General features: G+C 62.0%; 20 protein-coding genes. 13 read left to right on the forward strand and 7 right to left on the reverse strand.

Annotation, left to right across the window (positions count from 1 at the left end; all coding sequences use genetic code 11):
• Positions 1-5 precede the first annotated feature (5 nt).
• The 10 genes from K3762_RS13475 to K3762_RS13520 all read left to right on the forward strand — a co-directional run bounded on the left by K3762_RS13475 (position 6) and on the right by K3762_RS13520 (position 10,466).
• The gene (locus K3762_RS13475; protein ID WP_240791576.1) at positions 6-647 is read left to right on the forward strand and encodes a cytochrome c oxidase subunit II; all 642 of its coding nucleotides are present in this window, start codon (positions 6-8) and stop codon (positions 645-647) included.
• A complete protein-coding gene (gene ctaD / locus K3762_RS13480) occupies positions 644-3,127 on the forward strand; it encodes a cytochrome c oxidase subunit I (RefSeq protein WP_132444398.1) in 2,484 nt (827 codons plus the stop codon). Before K3762_RS13475 ends, ctaD begins: the two co-directional genes overlap by 4 nt.
• Complete coding sequence (locus K3762_RS13485) at positions 3,124-3,447, forward strand: hypothetical protein (protein ID WP_067941179.1); 324 nt, start codon at positions 3,124-3,126, stop codon at positions 3,445-3,447. The genes ctaD and K3762_RS13485 overlap by 4 nt, the downstream gene beginning before the upstream one ends.
• Before the next feature lie 285 nt (positions 3,448-3,732).
• On the forward strand, positions 3,733-4,611 hold the full coding sequence (locus K3762_RS13490) for a LysR family transcriptional regulator (RefSeq protein WP_067627078.1): 879 nt from the start codon (positions 3,733-3,735) through the stop codon (positions 4,609-4,611).
• 185 nt (positions 4,612-4,796) lie between these two features.
• Positions 4,797-5,465, forward strand: a complete 669-nt coding sequence (locus tag K3762_RS13495) for a DUF4286 family protein (RefSeq protein WP_067627080.1) — start codon at positions 4,797-4,799, stop codon at positions 5,463-5,465.
• A gap of 69 nt (positions 5,466-5,534) precedes the next feature.
• Positions 5,535-6,494 (forward strand): TRAP transporter substrate-binding protein, encoded by a 960-nt coding sequence (locus tag K3762_RS13500; protein WP_120351599.1) that lies wholly within the window; start codon positions 5,535-5,537, stop codon positions 6,492-6,494.
• 93 nt (positions 6,495-6,587) lie between these two features.
• A complete protein-coding gene (locus K3762_RS13505; RefSeq protein ID WP_132444396.1) occupies positions 6,588-7,097 on the forward strand; it encodes a TRAP transporter small permease in 510 nt (169 codons plus the stop codon).
• A gap of 2 nt (positions 7,098-7,099) precedes the next feature.
• Positions 7,100-8,398 carry a TRAP transporter large permease gene (locus tag K3762_RS13510; RefSeq protein ID WP_120351600.1) on the forward strand — a complete coding sequence of 433 codons (1,299 nt, stop codon included), beginning with the start codon at positions 7,100-7,102 and terminating at the stop codon, positions 8,396-8,398.
• A gap of 11 nt (positions 8,399-8,409) precedes the next feature.
• Positions 8,410-9,615, forward strand: coding sequence for an amidase family protein (locus tag K3762_RS13515; protein WP_260009946.1), 1,206 nt, complete (start codon positions 8,410-8,412; stop codon positions 9,613-9,615).
• Positions 9,612-10,466, forward strand: a complete 855-nt coding sequence (locus K3762_RS13520) for a hypothetical protein (protein WP_260009948.1) — start codon at positions 9,612-9,614, stop codon at positions 10,464-10,466. The genes K3762_RS13515 and K3762_RS13520 overlap by 4 nt, the downstream gene beginning before the upstream one ends.
• 185 nt (positions 10,467-10,651) lie before the next feature.
• Here the strand turns inward: K3762_RS13520 and K3762_RS13525 are convergent, their stop codons facing one another.
• The 6 genes from K3762_RS13525 to K3762_RS13550 all read right to left on the reverse strand — a co-directional run bounded on the left by K3762_RS13525 (position 10,652) and on the right by K3762_RS13550 (position 20,115).
• Positions 10,652-12,634: a tyramine oxidase gene (locus K3762_RS13525; RefSeq protein WP_260009950.1), complete on the reverse strand. Its 1,983-nt coding sequence runs from the start codon at positions 12,632-12,634 to the stop codon at positions 10,652-10,654.
• Between the two features lie 74 nt (positions 12,635-12,708).
• Complete coding sequence (locus tag K3762_RS13530) at positions 12,709-14,127, reverse strand: aldehyde dehydrogenase family protein (RefSeq protein ID WP_260009951.1); 1,419 nt, start codon at positions 14,125-14,127, stop codon at positions 12,709-12,711.
• A 100-nt stretch (positions 14,128-14,227) separates the two neighbouring features.
• Positions 14,228-15,172, reverse strand: a complete 945-nt coding sequence (locus K3762_RS13535) for a helix-turn-helix domain-containing protein (protein WP_132444392.1) — start codon at positions 15,170-15,172, stop codon at positions 14,228-14,230.
• A 241-nt stretch (positions 15,173-15,413) separates the two neighbouring features.
• Positions 15,414-15,737, reverse strand: a complete 324-nt coding sequence (locus tag K3762_RS13540) for an RcnB family protein (RefSeq protein ID WP_132444391.1) — start codon at positions 15,735-15,737, stop codon at positions 15,414-15,416.
• A gap of 164 nt (positions 15,738-15,901) precedes the next feature.
• Positions 15,902-18,991, reverse strand: a complete 3,090-nt coding sequence (locus tag K3762_RS13545; RefSeq protein WP_260009954.1) for an efflux RND transporter permease subunit — start codon at positions 18,989-18,991, stop codon at positions 15,902-15,904.
• The gene (locus tag K3762_RS13550) at positions 18,988-20,115 is read right to left on the reverse strand and encodes an efflux RND transporter periplasmic adaptor subunit (protein WP_260009956.1); all 1,128 of its coding nucleotides are present in this window, start codon (positions 20,113-20,115) and stop codon (positions 18,988-18,990) included. Before K3762_RS13550 ends, K3762_RS13545 begins: the two co-directional genes overlap by 4 nt.
• 353 nt (positions 20,116-20,468) lie before the next feature.
• On the opposite strand from K3762_RS13550, the gene K3762_RS13555 reads away from it, so the two are divergent.
• Together K3762_RS13555 and K3762_RS13560 are read left to right on the forward strand one after the other, a co-directional pair.
• Entirely contained in the window at positions 20,469-20,927 is a 459-nt protein-coding gene (locus K3762_RS13555; protein WP_165935555.1) for a MarR family winged helix-turn-helix transcriptional regulator, read from the forward strand.
• A 19-nt stretch (positions 20,928-20,946) separates the two neighbouring features.
• The gene (locus K3762_RS13560; RefSeq protein WP_165935554.1) at positions 20,947-22,083 is read left to right on the forward strand and encodes a YHYH protein; all 1,137 of its coding nucleotides are present in this window, start codon (positions 20,947-20,949) and stop codon (positions 22,081-22,083) included.
• Between the two features lie 237 nt (positions 22,084-22,320).
• Here the strand turns inward: K3762_RS13560 and K3762_RS13565 are convergent, their stop codons facing one another.
• Positions 22,321-23,118: a LuxR C-terminal-related transcriptional regulator gene (locus tag K3762_RS13565; protein ID WP_132444386.1), complete on the reverse strand. Its 798-nt coding sequence runs from the start codon at positions 23,116-23,118 to the stop codon at positions 22,321-22,323.
• A gap of 135 nt (positions 23,119-23,253) precedes the next feature.
• On the opposite strand from K3762_RS13565, the gene K3762_RS13570 reads away from it, so the two are divergent.
• Positions 23,254-24,327, forward strand: coding sequence for an ABC transporter ATP-binding protein (locus tag K3762_RS13570; protein WP_120351610.1), 1,074 nt, complete (start codon positions 23,254-23,256; stop codon positions 24,325-24,327).

Here is a 24,327-nt window from a genome sequence, read left to right on the forward strand (position 1 = left end):
GCGGTGTGCTGATTGGTTGCAGCGGCGATCTGTCGGTGGTCGATCCGGCGGGTCCGGCGGCGCGCGCCATCGCGACGCTCTGGTGGGTGATGTTCATCGGCGCGGGGCTGATCCTCGCGCTGTTGGCGGCGCTGGTGATCGGCGCTTTCAGGACACCCCGGCAGGCGGAGAATGCCACGCGGGATGAAAAGGTCTGGATCATCGGTTTGGGCCTATGTTTCTCCATCGCGGTCCTCGCGGCCCTGCTGGCCTATGGTCTGGTCACCGGCGAGCGGCTGATGCCCCGCGCCGCGGCGGATGTGGTGCGGGTCGAGGCCGAGGCCCGGCAATGGGCCTGGCGCTTTTCCTATGACGACCGCCCCGGCCATGTCACCGAGAACCTGCTGCACATCCCCGCCGGGCGGCCCGTCGATGTGGCGATCACCAGCCGGGATGTGGTGCACAGCTTTTGGGTGCCGCGTCTGGCTGGAAAGCTGGACGCCATTCCCGGTCATGTCAACGTGCTGCGGATCGAGGCCGATGCCCCCGGCACCTACCGGGGCCTGACCGCCGAGTACAACGGCGAGGGCTACAGCCGCCATACCTTCTCGGTCGAGGCCCATGACCCGGCGGGCTGGGCCGCCTTTACCGCGAAGGAGACGCCATGAACGCGCTGCGCCGTCACCGCAAGCTGGATACGATCTGGGCCTCAGAGCCGGGCTGGAAGGGCTGGACCAGCAGCGTAAACCATTCCGACCTCGGGCGGATGTTTCTTGTCACTGCCTTCTTCTTCTTCCTCGTCGGTGGTGTGTTAGCGATGCTCATCCGCGCGCAACTCGCGACGCCCGATTCCGCCTTCGTGGACGCCGGTGCCTTTGCACAGTTCTTCACCATGCATGGCACGATCATGATGTTCCTCTTCGCCATTCCCGCCTTCGAGGGGCTGGCGATCTATCTGCTGCCCAAGATGCTGGGCACCCGCGACCTCGCCTTCCCGCGGCTCACCGCTTACGGCTACTGGTGCTATGCCTTCGGCGGCGCGATGCTGCTGGTGGCGCTGTTCTTCGGCATCGCGCCCGATGGCGGCTGGTTCATGTATCCGCCGCTGACCGGTCCGCTGCATTCGCCCGGCATCAACACCGATTTCTGGCTGATCGGCATCACTTTCGTCGAGATTTCCGCGATCTGCGCCGCCGTCGAATTCACAGTCTCGATCCTGAAATACCGCGCGCCCGGCATGTCGCTCGACAAGATGCCGATATTTGCTTGGTACGCGCTGGTCACTTCGCTGATGATCCTTACCGGATTTCCGCCGCTGATCCTCGGCTCGGTGCTGCTTGAGGTTGAGCGCGCCTTCGGCCTGCCGTTCTTCCAAGCCGATCTGGGCGGCGACAGCCTGCTTTGGCAGCACCTGTTCTGGCTGTTCGGCCACCCGGAGGTCTATATCATTTTCTTGCCCGCCGCCGGGGTGATCTCGACCGTGATCCCCGTGATGGCGCGCACGACGCTGCTGGGCTACGGCTGGATCGTCGCGAGCGCTTTGGCGCTGGCGTTCCTCAGCTTCGGGCTTTGGGTGCACCATATGTTCACCACCGGCATTCCGCATATGGGACTGGCGTTCTTCTCGGCGGCCTCGACGCTGGTGGCGGTGCCGACGGGGGTGCAGGTCTTTGCCTGGATCGGCACCATGTGGAAGGGGCGGCCCGAGTTGCACATGCCGATGCTGCACATCCTCGGGTTCTTTGTCACCTTCATCATCGGCGGGCTGACCGGCGTGATGGTGGCCGTGGTGCCTTTTGACTGGCAGGCCCATGACACGGCCTTTATCACCGCGCACCTGCACTATGTGCTGTTCGGCGGTTTCGTCTTTCCGATGCTGGCGGGGATCTACTACTGGCTGCCGCTGGTGAGCGGACGCAAGCGGCTGTTCCGGCTTGGCGAACTGGCGTTCGCGCTGATCTTCCTAGGCTTTCACGGCACCTTTCTGGCGATGCATTGGGTCGGCCTGCTGGGCCAGCGCCGCCGGATCGAGACCTATGACGCCGAGACTGGCTGGGGGGTCATTAACTTCATCTCTTCGGTCAGCAGTTTCGTCATGGCGATCGGCCTTGCGATGGTGCTGGTCGACATCATCATCCACAGCTTCGTCGCGGTGCGCGGCCCGCGCAACCCGTGGCGGGCCGGTACCTTGGAATGGGCCGGCATGTCGCCACCCGCCTCCTATAACTTCGCCAGCCTGCCGATGGTGGGCGCGCGTGCCCCGCTTTACGACACGCCAGATCTGGCCAACCGGTTGGCCAAGGGCGAAGGTTACCTCGGCGCGCCCGAGGTGGCCCGGCGCGAGACCTTGATGGTCGATGCCGCCAGCGGTCGCCCCGAAGCGCTGGTCATCTATCCCGGCAACACACGGCTGCCGATCCTGATGGCGGCGGTGACGGGCGGGTTCTTCCTGTCGATCCTGCTCAAGCTCTTTTGGCTCACCCCGCTGGCACTCGCCGGCGTGGCGGCCTTGGCGCTGGTCTGGGTCTGGCAATTGAGCGCGCGCGGCGATCAAGGTCCGCAAAAGGTTGGACGCGGCGCGGTCTTGCCGCTGGCAAGTGAGGGCGACAAATCGCCGGGCTGGTGGGGCTCGACTTTTCTGCTGGTGGCCAATGCGACCTTCTTCGGCTCCCTCCTTTTCGGCTATGCCTTCCTCTGGACCGTCGCGCCCGGCTGGCCCCCAGCCCAATGGCTCGCCCCCTCTTGGGTCGAGCTTGCCTTCGGCATCGGTGCAGCGCTCGCCGCCGCCTTGGCCCAGCACCTGAGCGCCCGCCGCAACCGCGCGGGCACCGCCCCTATGGTCGCCCTTGCTCCGGCGTTGCTGGCGACGGTTGCCACGGCGGTGGTGTTCGGGGCCCTGCTGCTGCGCCTGCCGCCCCCGGACGGCCATGCCTATGCCGCAACGCTCCTGATCCTCGGCGCCTATGGGCTGGCCCATGCACTGCTCGTCGGGCTGATGCAGGGCTTTCTGATCCTGCAGGTCCGGCGTGGTTTCACGTCGCCTCAGCGTCGGGCGGGTTTCGCCATTGTGGCGCTCTGGTCCGACTATCTGGCAGCGATCACGGTGCTGATCCTGCTTGCGGCGCATCTGCCGGGGATGATCGCGTGAGAGAGTTGCTGCGCATTCTCCTGCCGTTGCTGGTCTGGCTGGCCAGTTTCAGCGCGATCTACGGGCTGCACGGCCTCGGCTGCGCCCTTGGCTGGCCGGAGGTCGCCTGGCTCGGCTTGTCACTTTTTCGCTGGGCGCTGCTGATAGCCTGGCTTGCCGCGATTGTGTTGCAACTGCTTCTATTGCTGACAGTGGGGAAATGGTCTTTTGGTCCGACCACGGATTTCTACCGCAAGGTAAATCTTGCAACCGCCTTGTCCGGCTTGACCGCGACGGTCTGGACTTCTTTCCCCATAGTCGTGTCATCCACCTGCGGTTAGAGAGGGCCAACCAGCGCGGGCCAACCCCGGCTCCGTTGGGCAAATCAGATAGTGTCCGAAGTGCCCCTTTCCCCGGACGAACTTAATGGGCTTCAGTGGGGCCATCCAGACGAAACACAATGTAGCTGCGCTGCCAACCATGCCGGACCGTTCGAACGCAGCGCTCGCTACAGGCGCTCCGCTGCCGCTTTCCCGGGCCAAAAGCCCATTGAGAACAGGTGACTTTACCGCCAGCTTAACCTACCCTCGTTCTTCGCGACCGAAACAGAGAAAGAGAGGTTCTTGGTGAACACGCGCTTTTTAGAAACCTTCGTCACGGTCGCCAACTTGGGAAGCTTCCGGGCGGCAGCCGAGCAGTTGAATGTCAGCCAAGCGACGGTGTCCAGTCGGATTTCCTCACTTGAGACGGACCTTCAGGTGGACCTGTTTGACCGTGAATTCCACGCCACCCGGATCACGGTGGCCGGGGCGATGATCCTCGATAAGGCGCAAGAGATGCTCGCGACAGAGCGCAATTTGCGCAACACGCTCTCCGATCCCACCACTGCCGCGGGGCGGGTGCGTTTGGGGTTGGTGTCTTCGGTCGTTCATACTTGGCTTTGTGACCTGATCGAAGAAGTGGCGCGCTGCTATCCCCGGCTGGAGCTTGAACTGACGGTCGAGCCCACGCCGAACATCGCCGCGGCCTTTGAACGCGGCGCGCTGGATATGTTGCTGACGACAGATGACCGCCACGACCAAACCTGCGTTTGCGCGGACTTGCCGCCGCTGGCCATGGGATGGTTCGGCCCCGAGGGGATGCGCGACGAGAAACTGTCCCTCGCCGATGTCGTTACCAGCCCGCTGATCACCTTCACCCGCAATTCACGCCCGCACGCCAATGTTCTTGCGCTTTTCAGCGATCGCGGCCTGCGGCCTTCGATCGTGCATTGCATCACCTCGATGGCTGCGATTGCTCGGTTGACGCAGCGCGGGCTGGGCATCGCGACCCTGCCGCTGGCCTGCGATTTGGCCGGGCCGGGAATCTATGAGCTTGATGTCGATGCGCAACTGCCGCCGCTCCCCCTCTATTGCATCTGGCGGCGCAGTTCCGACGTAGCCACCTACAAGGCAATTGCCGATCTTGCGCGGGCCTGTGCGGAGCGTCATCAGCGGCAGACCTGACACGGCCTGAATTGGCCTGATCGGAAAACCCTATCACCCCCCCCTGAATAATCCCGTTTGTCGTTGGACCCCATCTCGGCAAGTGTGCCCCAACAACAATCGACAGAGCTTGACCGCACCTCGACGGAGACGGGCCGTGCCCCGCCACGTGACGGGAAAGCTTTGTCCAAGGATCAGGATGCAGAATGAGCAATATCCGTACAACCGATCAGGCACAGCTTTTCGTCTGGAGCGATATCGACCCCGATCATGAGGCTGACTTTAACCAGTGGTATGACCGGGAACATATGGAAGAGCGCGTTCGCATTCCGGGCTTCACCGGCGCGCGGCGCTATCGGGCGGTATCGGGCTCGGCACGGCGCTACCTCGCGCTCTACCGCGCCAGCAACCTTGCCGATTTCACCTCTGAAGCCTACCGCAAAGCCTTTACCAAACAGACCCAATGGTCGATCACCAACTTCGGGCGCATGTCCAACACCCGCCGTCGGGTGATGCAGGTCGCGCAAGAGGGCGGCTTTGGCTGGGGCGGCGCGCTGGTGCTGATCGAACTGGTGCCAGATGCCATGGAGAGCGACGCCGTCGCCGACGTGCTTGGTAAATTGATGGCCGAAGAGGGTGTGCTGCGCGTGCATCACATGATCCCCGACGAAACCCTTTCGACCCCGCTGCCGTCTGAAAACACCGAAGGGCGCGTTCTGGCGCCTTGCATCGCGGTGGATGTGACGTCAGAGCCGATCGCCGAAGCGACCCTGCGCCAACTGACCGAAAAGCTGGGCGGCGCGGTGCGCGAGGCCGAAACCTTCCGCCTGATGTGGTCGCTGGACGCGCAAGACCTGCCCGCATTGGAAGACTGAGTGAACCACCCTGACCTGCCAATACGGCAGGGCAAGAACAACAAACCACCCCAACAGGAGATACCACACATGAAACACCTTCTCATCGGAACCGCGATCGCGGCCCTGACAGCCGGTCTTGCCCATGCCGAAACGTGGAAAATGTCGGCCGATGCGCCCGACGGCAACTATCTGACCCAGAACATCCGCGCCTTCGCTGATGACGTGGCCCGCCTGTCGGATGGCGCGCTGGAAATCGACGTTGTGTCGAACTCGGTCCTGCTCAAGCGCCCCGAACTGAAGCGCGGCGTGCAGCGCGGCATCGTTCCCATCGGCGAAGTTCTGATCTCAGCGCTTGGCAACGAAGACGCGGTTTACTCTGCCGATGCCGTGCCGCTTTTGGCGACGACATTTGACGAGGCCCGCGCTCTTTGGGAAGCTTCCCGCCCGATCTACGAAGAAAAGCTGGCCGAAGATGGTCTGGTGCTTTTGTTTGCCGCCCCCTGGCCGCCGCAGGGCGTTTACATGAACCAGGAAGTGACCGATGCCGCCTCCTTCGAGGGCGTCAAATTCCGCGCCTACAACCCCTCGACCGCGCGTCTGGCCGAGCTTTTGGGCGCCGTTCCCGCCACCATCGCCACTTCCGAGATCAGCCAAGCCTTCTCGACCGGGGTCATCAACGGCATGATCACCTCGCCCTCGACAGGTGTCGACAGCCAAGCATGGGACTTCGTGTCGCATTACTATGACGTTCAGGCCTTCCTGCCCAAGAACATGGTGATCGTGAACAAAGGCGCCTACGACGGCCTGTCTGACGAGGTGAAAACCGCGCTGCAAGAAGCGGCTGAACTGGCGGAAACCCGTGGCTTTGAGATGGCCGAGGAAGCCACTGGCGAAGCAACCAACACAATGGCCGACAATGGCATGAACGTCCTGCCGACCCCCGAAGGGCTGGCCAGCGACTTTGAAACCATCGCCGCGACAATGCGCGCGGAATGGCTGGAACAGGCTGGCGAAGAAGGTCAGAAAATCGTCGACGCGATGAACTGATCTCAGCAGGCCCGGGCAGTCGTTTGCCCGGGCCTTTTCTACTAGACCGGGGTATTCGCCCCCTCCCCGCCCCCTTATTCGGAGCCCGCCGCCATGATGCTGACCCGCCATCTCTTCAACTTTTGCGGAGCCTTGGCCGCGCTGTCCTTGCTGGGGATCGCGGTCTTGATCCTGTCGCAGATTGGCCTGCGCCTGATGGGAAGCCAAATCCCCTCAGCCGATGATTTCGCGGCATGGGGGCTGAGTGCGTCGATCTTCCTCGCGCTGCCGGCCACGCTGATACGGGGGGATCATATTCGCGTCACATCGTTGCGGCAGTTGATGCCGAAACGTCTGGGTCATATCGCCGATATTCTGGCGGCGGCCTTTGCCGCCGTGATGATGGGCTGGGTCGCTTGGGCGATCTTTGGCTATGTCCACGAAAGCTGGACCTACAATGAAGTCAGCCAAGGCGTGGTGGCCGTCCCGCTGTGGTGGCCGCAATCCGCGATGGTGCTGGGGTCGGTGCTGTTTGCACTGGCCTTTGCCGAGCGCACCCTGCGCCTGATCCTCGGGCTGCCAGTCGAGAGCGACGATACAAACGAACAAGGTCGGGGCGAATAATCATGGATATTTTTCTGCAATCGGCCGTTCTGGTCGTGACCTTGCTTGTGCTTTTGGGCTTGGGCATCTGGGTTGGCGTGGCGCTGATGGCCTCGGGCGTCGTGATCTTCTTGATGTTCACCTCTACGCCGGTCGATGCGATCCTCGGCACCACCATGTGGGCCCATTCCGCCAGCTGGACTTTGACGGCGCTGCCACTGTTCATCTGGATGGGCGAAATTCTTTACCGCACACGTCTGGCCGAAGACCTGTTTTCTGGTCTGGCCCCATGGGTCGGGCGGCTGCCCGGCGGCTTGGCGCATGTCAACGTCGTGGGCTGCGGTATCTTTGCGGCGGTCTCGGGGTCTTCGGCTGCCACCACCGCAACCGTTGGCCGCATTTCCCTGCCAGAGCTGAAATCGCGCGGCTATGCCGACCGGCTTGCTATCGGTTCCTTGGCTGGATCGGGCACGCTAGGCCTGTTGATCCCGCCGTCGATCGTGATGATCGTCTATGGCGTCGCGGCCCAAGTGTCCGTGAACCGCTTGTTCATAGCGGGCGTGGTGCCGGGGCTGATGCTCATGGCGCTGTTTTCGGGCTATATCGCGATCTGGGCAAAAATGAACCCCGATGGCGTGCCAGACCCCGAACCCCGCATGCCCTTGGGTGAGCGCCTGCGCCGCCTGCGCATGTTGCTGCCGGTGGTGGGCTTGATCATCGGGGTCATCGGCTCGATCTATGCCGGTGTGGCCACCGCAACCGAGGCGGCCGCCATCGGTGTGGCCGGGGCGCTGATCATCGCGGCTTTTGGCCGGTCGCTGAACGCCGAGACCTTCGTCGCCTCGCTTTTGGGGGCCACCCGCACCTCTGCGATGATCGGGCTGATCCTGCTTGGCGCGGCCTTTCTCACCTCCGCGATGAGCTTCTCTGGCTTGCCCGGGCAACTGGCCGAACTCATTTCCGCCAGCGGGCTGAGCGCTGCGGGTTTGATCGCCGTGCTGACCGTGTTCTTCGTGCTCCTTGGTTGTTTCCTCGACGGGATCTCCATCGTTGTGCTGACGACTTCGGTTGTGATGCCCGCCGTGGCTGCCGTGGGGATCGATCCGGTGTGGTTTGGGATCTATCTGATCATCGTCGTCGAAATGGCGCAGATCACGCCGCCGCTGGGGTTCAATCTGTTTGTGATCCAGAGCCTGACTGGTAAATCGATCTTTGAGATTACCCGCATGATCATCCCCTATTTCATGATCTTGGTGCTGGCCGTGATCCTGCTGACGGCATTCCCCGGCATCGCGACGTGGCTTGTGGAACAAACGATTTAAAGGCTGATTTGATGACACACACCCCTCAATCCCTCCTCGACGCGGCCCGCGCCCGCGCTGCCGCGCCCGATTTCACCCGGACCTTCGATGATCCGGTCGAAGGCGAAGGGCCACTGTCGGGGCTGAACGTAGCGGTCAAAGACCTGTTCGACGTGCGGGGCCAAGTCACCCACGCGGGGTCGCTGGTCCGCAAAGGCACGTCGCCCGCCACCAAGGATGCCGCGGCGGTCGCGCGGCTGCGCAGCGCAGGCGCCGGGCTGATCGGCCACGCCAATATGACCGAGTTTGCCTATTCCGGCCTCGGCCTGAACCCACATTACGGCACCCCCCTCACCCCCTTGAGAGAAGGCTGTATCGCGGGCGGCTCGACCTCGGGCGGTGCCTCTGCCGTGGCGCGCGGCGTGGCAGACATCGCGCTTGGGACAGACACTGGCGGCTCTGCGCGTATCCCGGCGGCCTTTTGCGGGCTCTTCGGGTTCAAGGCCACGGCACAGACGATCTCCCGCGCGGGGGCGGTGCCGCTTTCCCATTCGCTTGATAGTGTCGGCGTACTGACCCGAGAAGTCGGCCTGCTGCGCCCGGTTTTGAACGTGCTACGCGACCAACCGCTCGCCGCGTCTGCCGCGCCGCGTGCCGTCATCGTGCCGGAAAATTTCGGCATGGACGAATTGGACCCCGAGGTTGCCCAAGCCTTCGAAGCCGCCCTCGAAGCGCTTCAGGCATCTGGCGTGAGCCTACGTCGACAAACGCTCGACTTCTTCGATGACTACCGCGCCCTGCCCGTCTGGCAGTTCTCGGCAGTGGAATCCCGCGCCCATCACGGGGCGCATTTCGACGACGCCCGCGCAGAGCTTGATCCGCGTGTGGCATCACGTATGGCGCGGGCGGATGGTGTCACCGGGATCGAGTTTGCCCGCACGATAGCCGCGCGGGAAGCATTGATCGCACGGGCGGCGCATCTGTTTGGCGACACGCCGGTCGCCCTGCCGAGCGTGGCCATCATGCCGCCAAAGCTGGATGATCTGCGCGAGGATGCCACCTATGACCGCATCAATCTGCCGGCGCTGCGCAACACCAGCTTTGCGAATGTAATAGACGGCTGTTCGGTCAGCATGCCGATCACCAGCCACCCCGGCGCGGGGCTGATGCTGACCGCGTCTGCGGGACGGGATGCGATGTTGATCAATATGGCCGAAACATTGCAGGGCGCGCTGTGAGCGAAACGGCCAAGCGCCCCTCTGCCTATGTGGCCTTGGGCGCCCAGCGCTACCGTGTGACCCATGTCAGCGATCCCATGCTATCGGGTATTTCCGATGTCGCGGTCATAGGCGACAGGATCGTGGTCCTCAGACGGCAAGCGCCTGAATTGGTCATGCTCGGGCTGGACGGCGCAATGTTGGGCGAAACCGCTGATCTGCCGCAGTTCGTTTGCGGCCATGGCCTGCGCGCGACCTCCGCCAGCCAAGTCGCCGCCACGGACATGGATGGCCACAAGGTCGTGCTGCTTGATGACACCTTACAAGAAACCGCCCGTATGGACTGCGCAGAGCATCCCGGCTTGGGGCGGCCCTTCAATCATCCCTGCGATTGCACCCAAGGTCCGGACGGACGCTATTATGTCGCTGACGGATATGGCAACAGCGCCGTTCATATCTTTGACCCGGCGCTGCGCCACCTCAAAACCTTTGGACATCCCGGGACCGAAGCGGGCGCGTTTTCGACCCCGCACTGCCTGTTGTTCGACAGCCAAGGCAGGCTCTGCGTGGTGGACCGCGAAAACAACCGCGTTCAGTTATTTGACCCCGAAGGCATCTGGCTGGGTCAGATCGAAGGCCTGCACAAACCAATGGCGCTGGCGTTGACATCCCAAGGCGTCTTGCTGGTCACTGACCAAACCCCGCGCCTGTCGGCATATGCCCCGAATGGTGAGCTGATTGGCCGCTGCCGTACTTTTTCAACCTATGGTCACGGATTGGCTGTGCAGGACGATGGCACCATCGTGATCGCCGAAATGAACCCAGATCGACTGACCCTGCTGATCCCCGTGCCCGATGCGAGGGTAGGTTGATATACCACACTAGGTTTTGCGCGGTAGGGTCTAGCGGCGGCTCTTCGGCGCTGCCCGCCGTATTGGCCATGACTTGGATGCCAGCGCTCTAGTAGAGCTGTTTCTGCGCAGGGAATAACTTCACCTTGCGGCTGAGAAAGGCGAGCGACCTTGTGCCTCTCGCCTCCCTCTTTTCTCAAGCGTCCTTATTCAGGATCGCGGATCGTGATCGCCGGGTTCATCGGGAAAAAGTTATGCGGCATGATATGCACGGTTTTCCATTCGGTCGACATCACAGGCCAATCCTCGGTGCGGGGCACATGGTGGAAGCCTGCCGTGAACCACGTCACGATGTCCTGATCCTGTAATGGCGCGTCTTCTTTGACCCATTGCGCCAGCGTGTCTGAGCCGTCGCTTTGCAAAGCAAACTTACCGCCCGCATATCGTTCCTCAGGATCATGCACCGTGTTCCAAACCGAATTCTCGATATAGGCGTTGCGGATCATCGGGGGGTCGTTCTCAAAGTCGAAAGGCCCATAGGCGACGCTGCCGTGGTGGATCATGTAGCCCGGCTTGTGCCCCAACGGGCCTTTGCGGTCGGGGTTTTGCAGCATGAAGTAGCGCGGTTTGAACGAAGACACCTGATAGGTCGCCTCGGCCTCGGATCTGGGCATGTTGTGCTCAACCTTCCACAAGGACCTGCGCGGGCTGTCCTCGGCCAATTCGGCGGGGACGATGTCCATCGTCATGAAGCGGTTGCTGGGTTGGTCGATGTCGAAGTCGAGCCGGAAGTTAAAGTAGTGGTCATGGTTCGCCGCTACCAGATTGGGCGCGATCAGCGTGCCATACTCCGTTTCTCGCGCTGCCGAAGGATCATCCATCGACGTCGCATCGGCACCCTTCACACCATCGAGACCCGTGGCACCGATCTTGATCTCCATCTGGCCGTTCTGCTTGAAACGGTAGTCGATCAGATAGTCGTAATTGCCAACCTCTGACGCCGTACGCACGACCAGTTCCGTCTCGGGCCGACCTTCGGCGGGGGTGTATTGGTCGGGGCCTTGGGCAAATACCTCAAAGTGTCGCCAAGCCGGATCACCGATGTTGCGCTCAAAGATGCAGACCGCGTCGGGGATCTCCAGCGGCTGGCCATCGTCGCCCGCGATCATTGCTGGCAGGAAGGTCGCGTAAGAGGGGCAGTCGATCCCGGCCACCAGCGGGGTCAGGAACAGGCCAAAGCCGTACTCCCCACTGTCCATATAGGTCCGCCAATAGAGCCCAGCGCTTGGGTCCATATAGGGCACAAAAACTTCGGACAGATGCGCTTGATAGAGCAGCGTGCGCCACTCCTCGCCATCCTTCACGTCGATGTTCGACAGCACCGGACCGGGGCGTTTGTCGACCCGCAGGCGCATGCGCCACATATCCCATTCCAGCGCGCCATTGGCATAGGTGAAGTTCGGCCCGCCCTCTTGGGTCAGCACGGCGGGATTGGTCGCGGCGCGTTGTGGGGTCCGGGCCTCAATCTCCTCGCCGGTGTAGCCCCAGCCGTCCTCGGGGATCGCTACGTTGCCTTCGTCGATCACACGCAGCGCCTTGCCGCTTTGCAGATCGACCACAGCATAGATGTTCTCAATCGGCTTGGCATAGAAATTCGACCCTTCGGGCGAAACATAGCAAGGCACTTTCATCAAGCGCGTGCCGTCGTCTTCGTCAGAGAAGAAGTTGCCCGCAGTGAGCGGCAGGCAGAACACCTGATCCGGCGTCAGCCCGCGTTTCTCCAGCCCCGCGATCATGTCGGGATGCTCTAGTGCGGCGGTCATAGCATTGGCGAACTCGTTGAAAAGGATCATCGGCTGGCCTTCGGTGGGGGCGCTGCTTTCGATCTCTCCAGTGGTCAGGTTTACGATGGTTTCAACAAAACCGCTGTTGTCGGCGTTGGACATATGCACCATCGCGCGGCGGTCGAGCGTGTCGCCCTCGCTCCATGCCAGCACATCAGCCTTGGGCGGCTCGATCAACTCGATCAGCGGATAGAGCGTGTCATCCCCGGCCAGATCGCCTGCGCGCAGGATTTCATTGATCTTTTGGTATTCCTCACCGGAAAAACCATCAAGCGGGTGCGCGAATGACGCCCCGCTGGTCAGGGCAAAGGCCGCGGCCCCGCCAAGTATAATTTTACGTAACATGCTGTCTCCCTTCATGTTTTTCTTGAAGGTGCCCGCCATAGCGGACACCGAATGATCGCCCTCGCCTCCCAGCGTCAGGCGAAAATTACCTGAATGTCGGTGTATTCTTTCAGCCCTTCTTCGCCGAACTCGACGCCGAAGCCTGACTTCTTGACGCCCCCGAAGGGCGCGTTGGGTTGAATCATGCCATGGCTGTTGATCCAGACCGAGCCGCATTCCATCCGTTTCGCCACCTCCTTGGCCGCCGCCTTGTCTGACGACCAGACAGACCCACCAAGGCCCACGTCCAGCGCATTGGCCTGCGCCAGCGCATCGTCCAGATCACTATAGCGGATGATCGGCAGCGCGGGGCCGAATTGCTCTTCGTAGACCAGCGGATCGTCGGCGCGCATCCCGGCGATGATCGTCGGTGGGTAGAACAGCCCCTCGCCCGGTTCTCCGCCCAGCAGAACCTGCCCGCGTTCTTTGGCCTGCGCCACCAAACGCGAGAGTTTGTCGAATTGCATTTGGTTCTGCACGGGGCCAAGAACGCTGTCCTCCTGCGTGCCTTCGCCCACTTTGATGTTGCGTGCATAGGCGACCAGTGCGTCGCAGACCGCATCGTGGATATCGTCGTGAACATAGAGCCGCTTCATCGCGGCGCAGGTCTGACCGTTGTTGATGAACGCCCCCCAGAAAAGCCCTTCGGCAATCGCCTGTGGATCGGCATCGGGCAGGACGATGCCCGCGTCATTGCCGCCCATCTCAAGGGTCAGACGCTTCATCGTCTCGGCGCTGGATTGCATGACCTTCTGGCCGGTGCCGCAAGAGCCGGTGAAGACGATCTTGGCGATATCCTCATGCGCGGACATGGCCGCGCCCATGTTAAATGCACCATCGGCGGCGCTCACTGAATTAACCACGCCTGCTGGCAGTATTTCGTTCATCAACTCAATCATGCGCAGTGACGCGAGCGGTGTCATCGGGGACGGTTTGCTGACCACCGTATTGCCACTGCGCAGCGCGGGCAAAATGTGCCAGACCGCGATCAGCACGGGGAAGTTCCAAGGGGTGATCGACCCCACCACGCCCAGCGGCTTGCGGTACATCTCGACCCGGCCTTCGGGTGTGTCTTGCAGCACTTCCATCGGCAGCGACAGGCTCGCGGTATAGCGCGCCCAAGCGACCGCGCCGCCCAACTCCCATTGCGAACCGATGCCACCCAAGGGTTTACCCTGTTCTGCAGTAATCAACTGCGCCAATTCCTCAGCATGCGCCTCGAGCGTGTCAGCCACGGCATTGCAGGCGGCGGCGCGCTCTTCGTCAGAAGTGCCGGACCAGCTTGGGAAAGCCGCCTTCGCCGCAGCAACCGCCCGGTCCAATTCTGCCTGACCGGCATCCGGCGCCGTGCCTGCTTGGCCGCCCGTGCCGGGATTGGCCACGGGGAAACGCGCGCCCGTTTCAACCCGCGTACCGCCCGCGATCAGGCCGATGCTATCGATGGTGTCTTTCATGATGTCCTCCGTCATCCCGTTCCGGCACCGTGCCGAAACGCCTCCTCGGGTAAGAGGTTAGGCGCGGATCGGATGGGCATCTTGGGATAACGCGACAGCGCTATTGGACGATCGCGCCACCGTTGCGGACTTCTGCGACAACGGCACCGGGGGTCATGCCGTAACGCTGCCGGAACGCACGGTAGAAATGCGACAGATCGTTAAAGCCGCAGCCATAGGCGCAGTCGGTGACAGAGACCTCTTTGCCCCCGCGGCGAGAGAGTTCGGCGTGCGCTTGGGTCAAACGCAGGTGCAGCAGACGTTGACCCGGCGTTTCGCCCAAGGGTTCGAAATAGCGTTGCAGGCTGCGCAGCGATACGCCCAAATGCAGCGCCAAAGCGCTCGGCCCGAACTGAGGGTCGCGGTAGTGGCGGGTCATGAGTTGCAGAGCGCGCTCCATGACCTGCCCGCGTGCATCCAAGGTCTGGCTGCGCCGCTCGTGGAAATAGGCCCCCATCAGCCCATAGAACGCCTCGCTTAACTGTAACCCTGCCTCGGGCGGGCAGTGCAACATCTTGTAGAGCACTGCCCGCAGCGCCAGCCACAGCGGATCATTGCGGTCAATCGCCACACCGCCATCACAGATAGCGCCGAACCTGCCGATCATCTCATCCCGCGGAAGATGCACTGAAATTTGATGCGCCAACTGCCCGTCATAAACAAATTTCGATGGGCGCGTCGCGTCGACGATGAACATGTCACCGGGCCGCAAGAGGGTGGATGCGCCGCTTTGATGCACCACGCATTCGCCGACATCCTGTACCAGCATAAAGAAATATTCGCCCGGATCGCGCCGAATGCAGGTCTGGGTCCGGGCTGCTTCCTGAGCGTCGAGCGAGACCAGTGCGGCGTCAAAGCCACCCATCCCCCGCTTGCGTGCCCGACCATGAGACGGCCCATCGCGGCGCGCGGGTTCCACCTCGAACGCACCGCAGATTTGCAGAATATCGTCGCGTAGCACTTCGATGGGCGTGGACCTTGTCGAGATTCGGCTCAGTGCTTTCACGATCCCATGCCCCCTAGAAACCGGCGTGTTGGTGCCTCTCGAAAAACGCTAACCCATCCGTTTGCATGCATCAAGCGCGGCAAAGCTCAGGTCCGTCGACGGTGGGCGGGACCTGAGCAACCGTTCTGGTGCCATCCTTCCGGCGGTTCTTGCAGGCCGCCGCGCCGGGAAAGGTTTGACCCGCGTTCCAGCCTAACACCGGCCCTCAATCGCGGATCAACCCCTGCCCGGAGGGCGCATCTCAGTTTACGAGGGCCTTGACCAACAACGTCGCTGCGGCCGCAAGGTAAATATCATTGCCATCGACGACATAGACTTCATTCCGGCCCGGGCGCGAAAGGCCGCGGGCGCGCCAGTTCTTGACGACGACGACATCCTGCTTGCGGAGACGCTGGCCAACCGCATGCCGATGGCGCTGCTGTTTCACCACCTTCACCTTGGCGCCGCGATCAACACGGCTGTGTTGAGCCTCCGCTCTGTCGGCCATTGCCGTCATCGGCACGAAAGCCACTGTGGTGGCTGCCAATAGCACGACAGTCGCGCATTTTTTCATCCGGTTTTGCATTGGGTCTCTCCTCTTTGCTTACGTCATATTTAACGTCTGCCAGAGAGATTCCCGTCGCTGGCGTGGGGCAGTTTTTCGCCGTCAGCTATGCAAGAGCCGTGGACCTTGTAGCCGCTCCCAGCCTTTGCGCAGGGGAGAGCATCCGATACGCAAAGGCCGTCGCGCTACACGCTTGCGGTCGCCTCCACCTCGGCTTTCAATCTATGCGCAGACCCTCCGGGGGTTGCACCCCAGACCGTGATCCAGCGGTAGAAAATCGGCGTGAGAAACAAGGTGAACACGGTGGCAAAGCCCAAACCGCCGACGATCACCCAGCCCACGGCGATCCGGGCCTCCGCGCCCGCGCCAGAGGTCACGATCAGCGGCAGGCCTCCGAAAACAGTCGACACCATCGTCATCATCACGGGCCGGATGCGCAGGCGCAGCGCGCTTCGGATGGCGCTGTCGATGTCTTCGCCTGCTTCGCGCAGCTGATTGGCAAATTCGACGATCAGAATACCGTTCTTGGCCATGACCCCGATCAGCATCACAAGGCCGATCTGGCTGTAGTAGTTCAGCGATCCGCCCGTCATCGATATCGCCAGCAATGCGGCAGCCATCCCGAAGGGCACTGTCATCATGATCACCACCGCACTGGCAAAGCTCTCGAACTGGGCGGCCAGCACCAGAAGCACCACGATCAGCGCGACGCCGAAAACCATGTAGATACCGCTTTGGGAGCCGTCGAGTGTCGCGGCCTCTCCGGTGAAGGTGATGCCCATCCCATCGGGCAAAACCTCTTCGGAAAGTGTCAGCACCCGGTCCATCGCGGTGGACAGATCGACACCTTCGCCAAGGTTCGCCTGCATTGCGACGGACAGCGCTCCGCCCAAACGCTCGATCTGCGCGTCGCTTACCACCGTCTCGAGCGAGGCAACCGCGGACAGCGGTACATAGGCGCCACTGTCGAGGCGGATGGACATGGAGGCGATGTCAGACGGATCGTCAATCGGCGGGCCACCGGGGACGACGTTCACATCCACTTCGACATCATCCGAAAAGACGCTGACTGCCACATCGCCCTGAACCATGGCGCGCACGAGGGAGGAGACATCGGAACTGTTGAGCCCCACATCGCCAGCGGCGCTGTCGTCTACCGTGACTTCCAATTGCGCGGTCACGCTGTTGTTGGACAGTTGCGGGTTCAGAAAGGTCGCATCCTGGGCCATCGCCGCCGTGAGCCTGTCGGCGGCTTCGGTCATTTCAGCCAGATTGGTGCCGGTCACCGCGAAACTCAGCCCGCCACCCGCGCCACGAATGTTAAGGCTGTTGGTCGACCGTGCGCTCACCTGCACGCCGGGGACCGCGGACAACTGACCACTGATCTGCGCGATCAACTCCTGCTGGGTAAAGTCGCGCTCGGCCCAATCCGGCAGGCGGACGACGATGAACGCACTGGTGCCGCCGCCGACGCCGATAATGCTTTGCACGGTCTCGATCTGCCCGCTCTCTCGATACGGGGCGAGGATGTTTTCGACCAGCGCGACCTGCGTATCGAGGTAATCGATCGTCGTGTCCGATGCCCCGCGCGCCTGTACGAGAAAGAAGCCACGGTCTTCCTCTGGCGTGACGGTGGACGGCAGGGTCAACGCGGCCCCCATTGCGATCATGGCAAAGCCTATGGCGATCGACAGAACCAGCAGCGGCGTGCGGATGGCGAAATCCATCACCCGGTCAAAGCCGCGCGCCAATGCGCCCGGCGTGGCGGCTTCTGCGTCGCCCAAGGTTTTGCCCGGGTCCAAGAGAGCCGACAGGACGGGCGCAAGGGTGAGCGCCGTGATCGACGACAGGGTAACGGCAAAGGCCAGCACGAAGCCGAATTCAGAAAAGACGCCCCCCGCCTGCCCCGGCAGGAAGGAAATCGGAATGAAAACGGCGGCAAGCGTGGCGGTGGTGGAGATCACGGCGAAGAATACCTCGTTCGCGCCCGAAGCCGCGGCGGCGAAAGCCCCCATGCCGGACTTGCGCTTGCGCACGATATTCTCGACCACGACGATAGCATCATCGACAACCATCCCCGTCGCCAATACCAGCGCCAGAAGGCTGATCGTGTTGACCGAAAACCCCGTAAGCCAGATCGCGGCAAGCGTCCCGATCAAAGCCACGGGGATCGTAACCGCGGGGATCAGCGTGGCCCGTGGGGAGCGCAGGAACAGAAAGATCACGACCACCACGATGCCGGTCGCCATGAGGATGGATTTGACGACCTCGTTGATCGACCCTTCGATGAAGATACCGTCGTTCGAGGTGACCAACAGTTGCACGCTTTCGGGAAGTTGCGCCTGCAATTCCTCGACTGCGGTGCCCACATCGCGCGAGATCTCCAGCGTGTTGCCCACAGATTGCCGGGTGATATCAAGACCAATCGCCGTCTCCCCATTCACACGGGTATAGACGCTGGCGTCTTCGGGGATCAATTGCACAAACGCGATATCGGCGACTTGGGTCGTGTCATTGATCGGCAGTTGGTTAATGGTCTCAACGGTGACATCCTTGCTGCCGACCCTGAGCGAGAGAGTCTGCGTTTCGCTGGAAAGCGAGCCCAGTGCGGTGTCGTCGCGCAGCTGCGCGAGTGCTGTGGAGACGTCAAAGATGGTCAGCCCCCGGCTCAGCAATGACGGCATGTTCACCGCCACGCGGAACTCATTGGCACGGTCCCCGCGCAGGGTCACCTCGGCAATGCCATCGATCAGGGAAAGCCGTTCATAGACCGCCCCTTCCGCCAGTTGGGTCAGCGTGTCGAGGCTGGCATCGCCCAGCAGCGCAAGGCGAATGATCGCATCCGCATTGCTGTCGCTTTTGCTGACGCTGGGGTCTTCGATGTCGTCGGGCAAGGACCGCAAGGCCCCTGATACGATCTCGCGCGCCTCATTGGCGGCGACGTTGACGTCGGTGCCGTCCGAGAGATCGATGGTGATGCGGCTCGACCCCATGCTTGACGTGGATTCGATATAGGACATGCCATCAAGCGCGCTGAGCGCGTCTTCGAGGACTTGTGTCACTTCGGTGTCTACCGTGCTGGGGACGGCGCCATCGTAGTCGGTTCTGACAGAAAGCACGGGCTGGTCCACATCTGGCATCTCGCGGATGTCGACACTGGTATAGGCCGCCAGCCCTGCGATGATGATCAGCAGGTTCAGCACGATCCCGAAGATGGGACGCGCCACGAAAACATCCGCGAAACCGGCCTTGTGCGCTTTTTTCTCGAAACTCATGCGTCTGGCCCCCCGCGCGCGCCAGCGGCGCTAACCTGCGCGCCTTCACGCAGCTTCGCCGCGCCCTCGGCCACGATCTGCGCGCCCAAGGGGGCTTCGGTTTCGACCCAGACCTGATCACCCTCGCGGTAGCGGATGGTGACAGGGACGCGGGCGGTGCTGCCCCCATCGGCGACCCAGATGCCCGCGCCGCTGCGGTCCCATGTGATGGCGGTTGCGGGCACGACGGGCAGCGGGTCGGTCTCTTCGGTCATGCGGATGGCAAAGGTCATACCGGCAAGCAGCAGCCCCTCGGGGTTCTCGATCTCGGCCTCTACCGTCGCACTGCGGGTCACGCTGTCAAGACGGCTGTCAAAGGCGGTGATCGTCCCCTCGAAAATGCGCCCCGCATAGGTGGGCGTGGAGACGAGAACCGGTTTGCCCTCGGCCAAAAGACCGATGGAGCGTTCTGGCACTTCGAATGTGGCAAGCAGGCGGGTGGTGTCGTCGATGGTCACGATGGCCTCCCCGCTCGACAAGCGATCGCCCAGACTAATATCGCTCAGCCCCAAACGGCCAGAGATCGGCGCTTTGATCGTGCGGTCATCCAACGCCACTTGGGCCAGCCCCACATTGGCTTCGGCCAAGCGCAAGGCGACCCGCGCTTCGGAAAGGCTTACGTCGGTGACCACGGAACTGCCGTTGCTGCGCAGCCCCTCATAGCGGGTAACGGTGTCCTGCGCCTGATCGCGGTTGGCCTCGGCGATTTCTAGCGCCAGCCGTTCGGTGCGGTCGTCCAGTTTCAGCAAGACATCGCCCTTTTCCACCATCGTATTGGCGGCAAGCGCGGTTTCGACCACCTCGCCCGCATCGGTTGCGGTCACTTCCGTCTGGCGAAGGGACACCGCGCTGCCCACCGTGCGCAGGACGAGCGTATATGCGCGCGCCTCCAGCGGCGTCAGCACAACGGTTGTCGCCCGTCCTTGCCCGCCGCGCCGCCCGGGCCGCGCGTTCTGAGGCGCATCATCCGTCTGGGTGACACTGCCGCCCCAAAGCTGCGCAACCTCATCGGGCACGCCGAATGCGATGCCATATGCGCCTGCAATGCTGACGATGGAGACGACGGCGTAGATTAATCTTTTCAAAGTCTTCAGGCTCCTGAAAGGCGCTGTGGGGGAAAGTTTCATGGCCTTGCCAAACCGCCCCCCATGTCAGAACAACCCGGCCTCGAACGAAGGCGTGGCTGAGCGATTTAAACAGTGGCGAGCGGTGCGAAATTGGGTGTTGGAAAGGTCCCTGCGATACATGTGCTTCTTCTCAAACGGCGGACGAAGAATATTCCGTCGCAAAAATATTGCCGTTCCGATGAAAAATGTCGGTTCCCCTCGACCCGTGGGCCAAACTCCCCATGCGCGGCATTCACGTCAGCTGCTCCTATCTTCGGCTCGGCCATGCCCGATCTTGCCTTTCGCCGTTAATTAGCCTACTAACTGTTAGTATGCAGTTCGACCCCGTCAAATTACACTATCTGCTTCATGCAGCCACTCTGGTGGAGGAAAAGCTGCGCCACCGGCTTTCCGAAATCGGCATATCGCCCCGTCAGGCCCGCGTGATCGACGCACTTGCCCGAATGGGCGCCGTTTCGCAAATCACCCTCGCCCGTGAGTTCGCCATCACCCCCGCCAGCATGAGCACCATGACCGGGCGGCTGATCGCGGCAGACATCATCACCCGCAAAGTCGATCCGACCGAAGTGCGCAGCAATATCGTGGAACTGACACCGCGCGGGCGCGCGTTGCTGGCAGATGTCCATGCCGCTTGGCGCGATATCGACACGCTGATCGCTGAGACTCTGGGCGCGGAGGATGCCGCCGCGCACGCCACGCTCAATCGCCGCCTCCGAGACCGCCTCGGCGGCAAGGTGCCCGGCTTGGCGTCCGACAACACTCACAAGTAACGAGTCAGGAGACCCAGCGATGAGATTTCTACGTTCCTGCGCAATCTGCGCAGTTTTCACACCGGCAGCTGCGTTTGCGCACCCCGACGCGCATTCGGTGGCGGATGCCGCGCTGGTCAGCCCCGCCGAGATCGTGGATTGCACGCTCGAGACCGGAGAGACTGCACAATGCGCGCGCTATGTGGTGAAATATCTGCCCGACGACCTTGAGATCGGTCCGTTCTGTCCGGCGACCTTGGAGGACAAGGGCGGCATTTGGCACTGGGACGGCGATGAAGCGGGGCTCTACCGGATTGACGGCGATTTCCTGCGGATGCTGGACGCGCAGGGCTACACCTTCTTCAACGCAGACGGAGAGGTCTATTCTTTCGACATTCGCATCGAAGGGCCGACCGAGGCGCATGAGTGCATCCAAGGTTCGGTCGATCCCGATGTCGAGATGACGGTCCTCATTCCGACGAACCCGGTGATGGCGGATGAGCCGACCAGCCTTGGCACTGTTGCAAAGGTCGGCATCGGGTTGGACGGCGTCCCGATCTTCGCCGACGCCCCTTCGGTGCTGGAAACCGGGCATATGCCCGCGCTTGATACCTGCGGCGGCCATGTCGACCCGGGCGGCTGGTACCACTGGCATGCGACCGCTACGGATGTGAACGCGATCTATGATTCCGAAGGCGTCGATGCGGAATGTGTGAACGTCGCTCAGGATCAGACGGCACAGTTTGGCTATGGCTTTGACGGGTTCGCGATGTTTGGCCCGCTGAACCACGACGGTTCCCTTCCCGATGATCTGGATGACTGCGGCGGCCATGTCGGCCTGACCGAAACGGACGGAGAGGCCGAGTATCACTATCACGCGGGCAACACCTTTCCGAACCTGCCTGCCTGTCTGGCAGGCGTGGTCGCGCAGGACAACTTCGCGACCAATGCTGCAAACGGCATCGGGTCTGCGAATGCTGGCGGTGGTCCCGGCGGGCCGGGCGGAGGCCCAGACTTTGACGCGGTTGCCGAGACCCTCAACGTGGATGCCGAAACCCTGCGACAGGCCATGGAAGACGCAGGCGGGCGTGGCGCCGATCTGGCCAAGGTCGCAGAGGCTTTGGGGGTCGATGAAGACGCCCTGCGTGCAGCCATGCCCGCGCCTCCGCAACAGTGATGGAAGGCAGGGTCTGAGCTATCAACCCAGCCCTCGCGTGTCTCGCCCTACCCCCGCTCGGGGCGTTGGCGGACAGGTGAGGGTTGGACAATCGGCCTAGCAGACGTGGAACGCCCGCCCTGCGGGGTCACTGGTTGCGCATCCGCGCTTTGAATTCTGATATGTCAAAGTACCACCATCGCCGCTCAACCCACGCATTTCGAATGCCCCGCCCAGAGCCATCGGGTCGAAGACCAACTACAACAGATGCTTGAACACGCCGAAGAGTTCGCGCTGTGTTGAGATGACGAGCTTGCGGTAAAGGTTCCGACGATGGACCTTGCAGGTTTCCGTCGCGATATCGAGCAGTTTCGCAGCGGAGGCATTCGAATGGCCCTGCAGCACCAACCCCGCGATCTGCGCCTCCCGCAGGGTTAGACCGATGCTCAGGCGATCCGCAGCATGGCTTCTGATGGCATCGGACAGCGGGGGGCGGGCCGTTCCGGGCTGGTCGACGGGGGCCGGGGCCACGGCAATGCAATGCTGCGCCAGAAGCTCCAGCAACAAGGGCGCATAGCTTTCCATGCTGCGAAGCTCACTGCGCCGAAAAGGCCCCTGCCCATCCCGCCTGCTCAGCGACAGATGCGCAACGCCGCCATCCTGTAGTGGGATGAGCAGTCCAACCTCGTCACAAAGCCCGGTGCCCCGGTAATATTGCAGATAATATTCGCTGGAAAAGAAACGGTCCGGCGCGATGTCGGCCAAACGAAACAGCCCGCCCTCCTTCGGCAGGCTGCGATACAGATAGAAGGGGTCAAAGGCATAGCTGCTCTCCATATAGTCTTCGAGAGGCCGCCCGATCAATTTGCCCGGCTCGATCCAGTGATCCAGCAGTAAGGGCGGTTGGTCCGCATCAAAGCGCAACATCAAGAAGGTGCCGAAGGCGATGCGGGTGCTGAAAAAGGTCTTATAGGCCTCGAAAAAAGCCGGGCTGCCGACGGCCCGAAGCGCATCGCGCAATTGCTCAATCGCCAAATTTGTCAGCCTATCGCCCAAAGATACTCCAAAATCTGATCAAAATCTCAAGAACACTACCCCACAAGGGGTATATTCACCAATTACTATTGGCGCAATCATGCAGGGCAAGCTTTGCTCAAAACTAGGAACCGAATTGGGCGATCAGGGGGAAAGATGACCAAGGCAATCACCGCACAGGCGCTGCGCAAAGTGTATCCCGGCAACCCGCCGGTCGAAGCGCTCGCGAGTATCGACCTCGAAATTCAGGACAACGAATTCTTCACGCTGCTGGGTCCTTCGGGCTGTGGCAAGACGACCTTGCTGCGACTGATCGCGGGGTTTGAGCATCCCACATCCGGCAGGCTGGACATGTTCGGCGAAAGCCTGCTCGCGCTGCCCCCCTACAAACGCCCCATCAATACCGTCTTTCAAAACTACGCCCTGTTTCCTCATATGACCGTGGCCGAAAACATCGGCTTTGGCTTGCAAATGCTCGGCACGCCCAAATCTGCGATCAACTCGACCGTCGAAGAAATGATGGAACTGGTGCAGATGACCCAGATGGCGGATCGGCAGACCAGCCAGATCTCCGGCGGGCAACAGCAGCGCGTCGCCCTCGCCCGCGCTCTGGCGCCACGGCCCAAGATCCTGCTGCTGGACGAACCGCTGAGCGCCTTGGACTTCAAACTGCGCAAGAAAATGCAACTGGAGCTAAAACGGCTTCAGACCGAAACCGGCATCACCTTTATCTTCGTGACCCACGACCAAGAAGAGGCGCTGACCATGTCGGATCGCATCGCGGTCATGTCCAACGGCGCGGTGCGTCAGGTCGGACGCCCACGCGAGATTTACGACCGTCCTGCAGACCGGTTCGTGGCGGATTTCATCGGCGATACCAACTTCTTACCGGCTGAAATCATTGGCCGCGAGGGGGAGAGCGCTCAGTTGCGTCTGCCTTCAGGCAAGCTTGTGCAGGCCCATGCGAATGAAGCCGCCACGGGCCGGGTCACGCTGGCCCTGCGACCGGAACATGCGGAATTAACCTCCGAAGCTGATGGCCTCTTGGCCGGGAGCCTGCGCGAGGTGGTCTATTTCGGGACCGATACGCATTTTCACGTCGGCCTCGACGATGGCAGCGAATTTGTACTGCGCCAGCAAAATGGCCCCACGGTCACGCATTCCTATGTGACGGGCGATCGGGTTGGGGTGTCCTTCCCCGCCGGTGCCGCTCAGGTTCTGAGGGACTGA

Source organism: Sulfitobacter sp. W074 (genome assembly GCF_025142275.1).
Taxonomy (GTDB): Bacteria; Pseudomonadota; Alphaproteobacteria; order Rhodobacterales; family Rhodobacteraceae; genus Sulfitobacter; species Sulfitobacter profundi.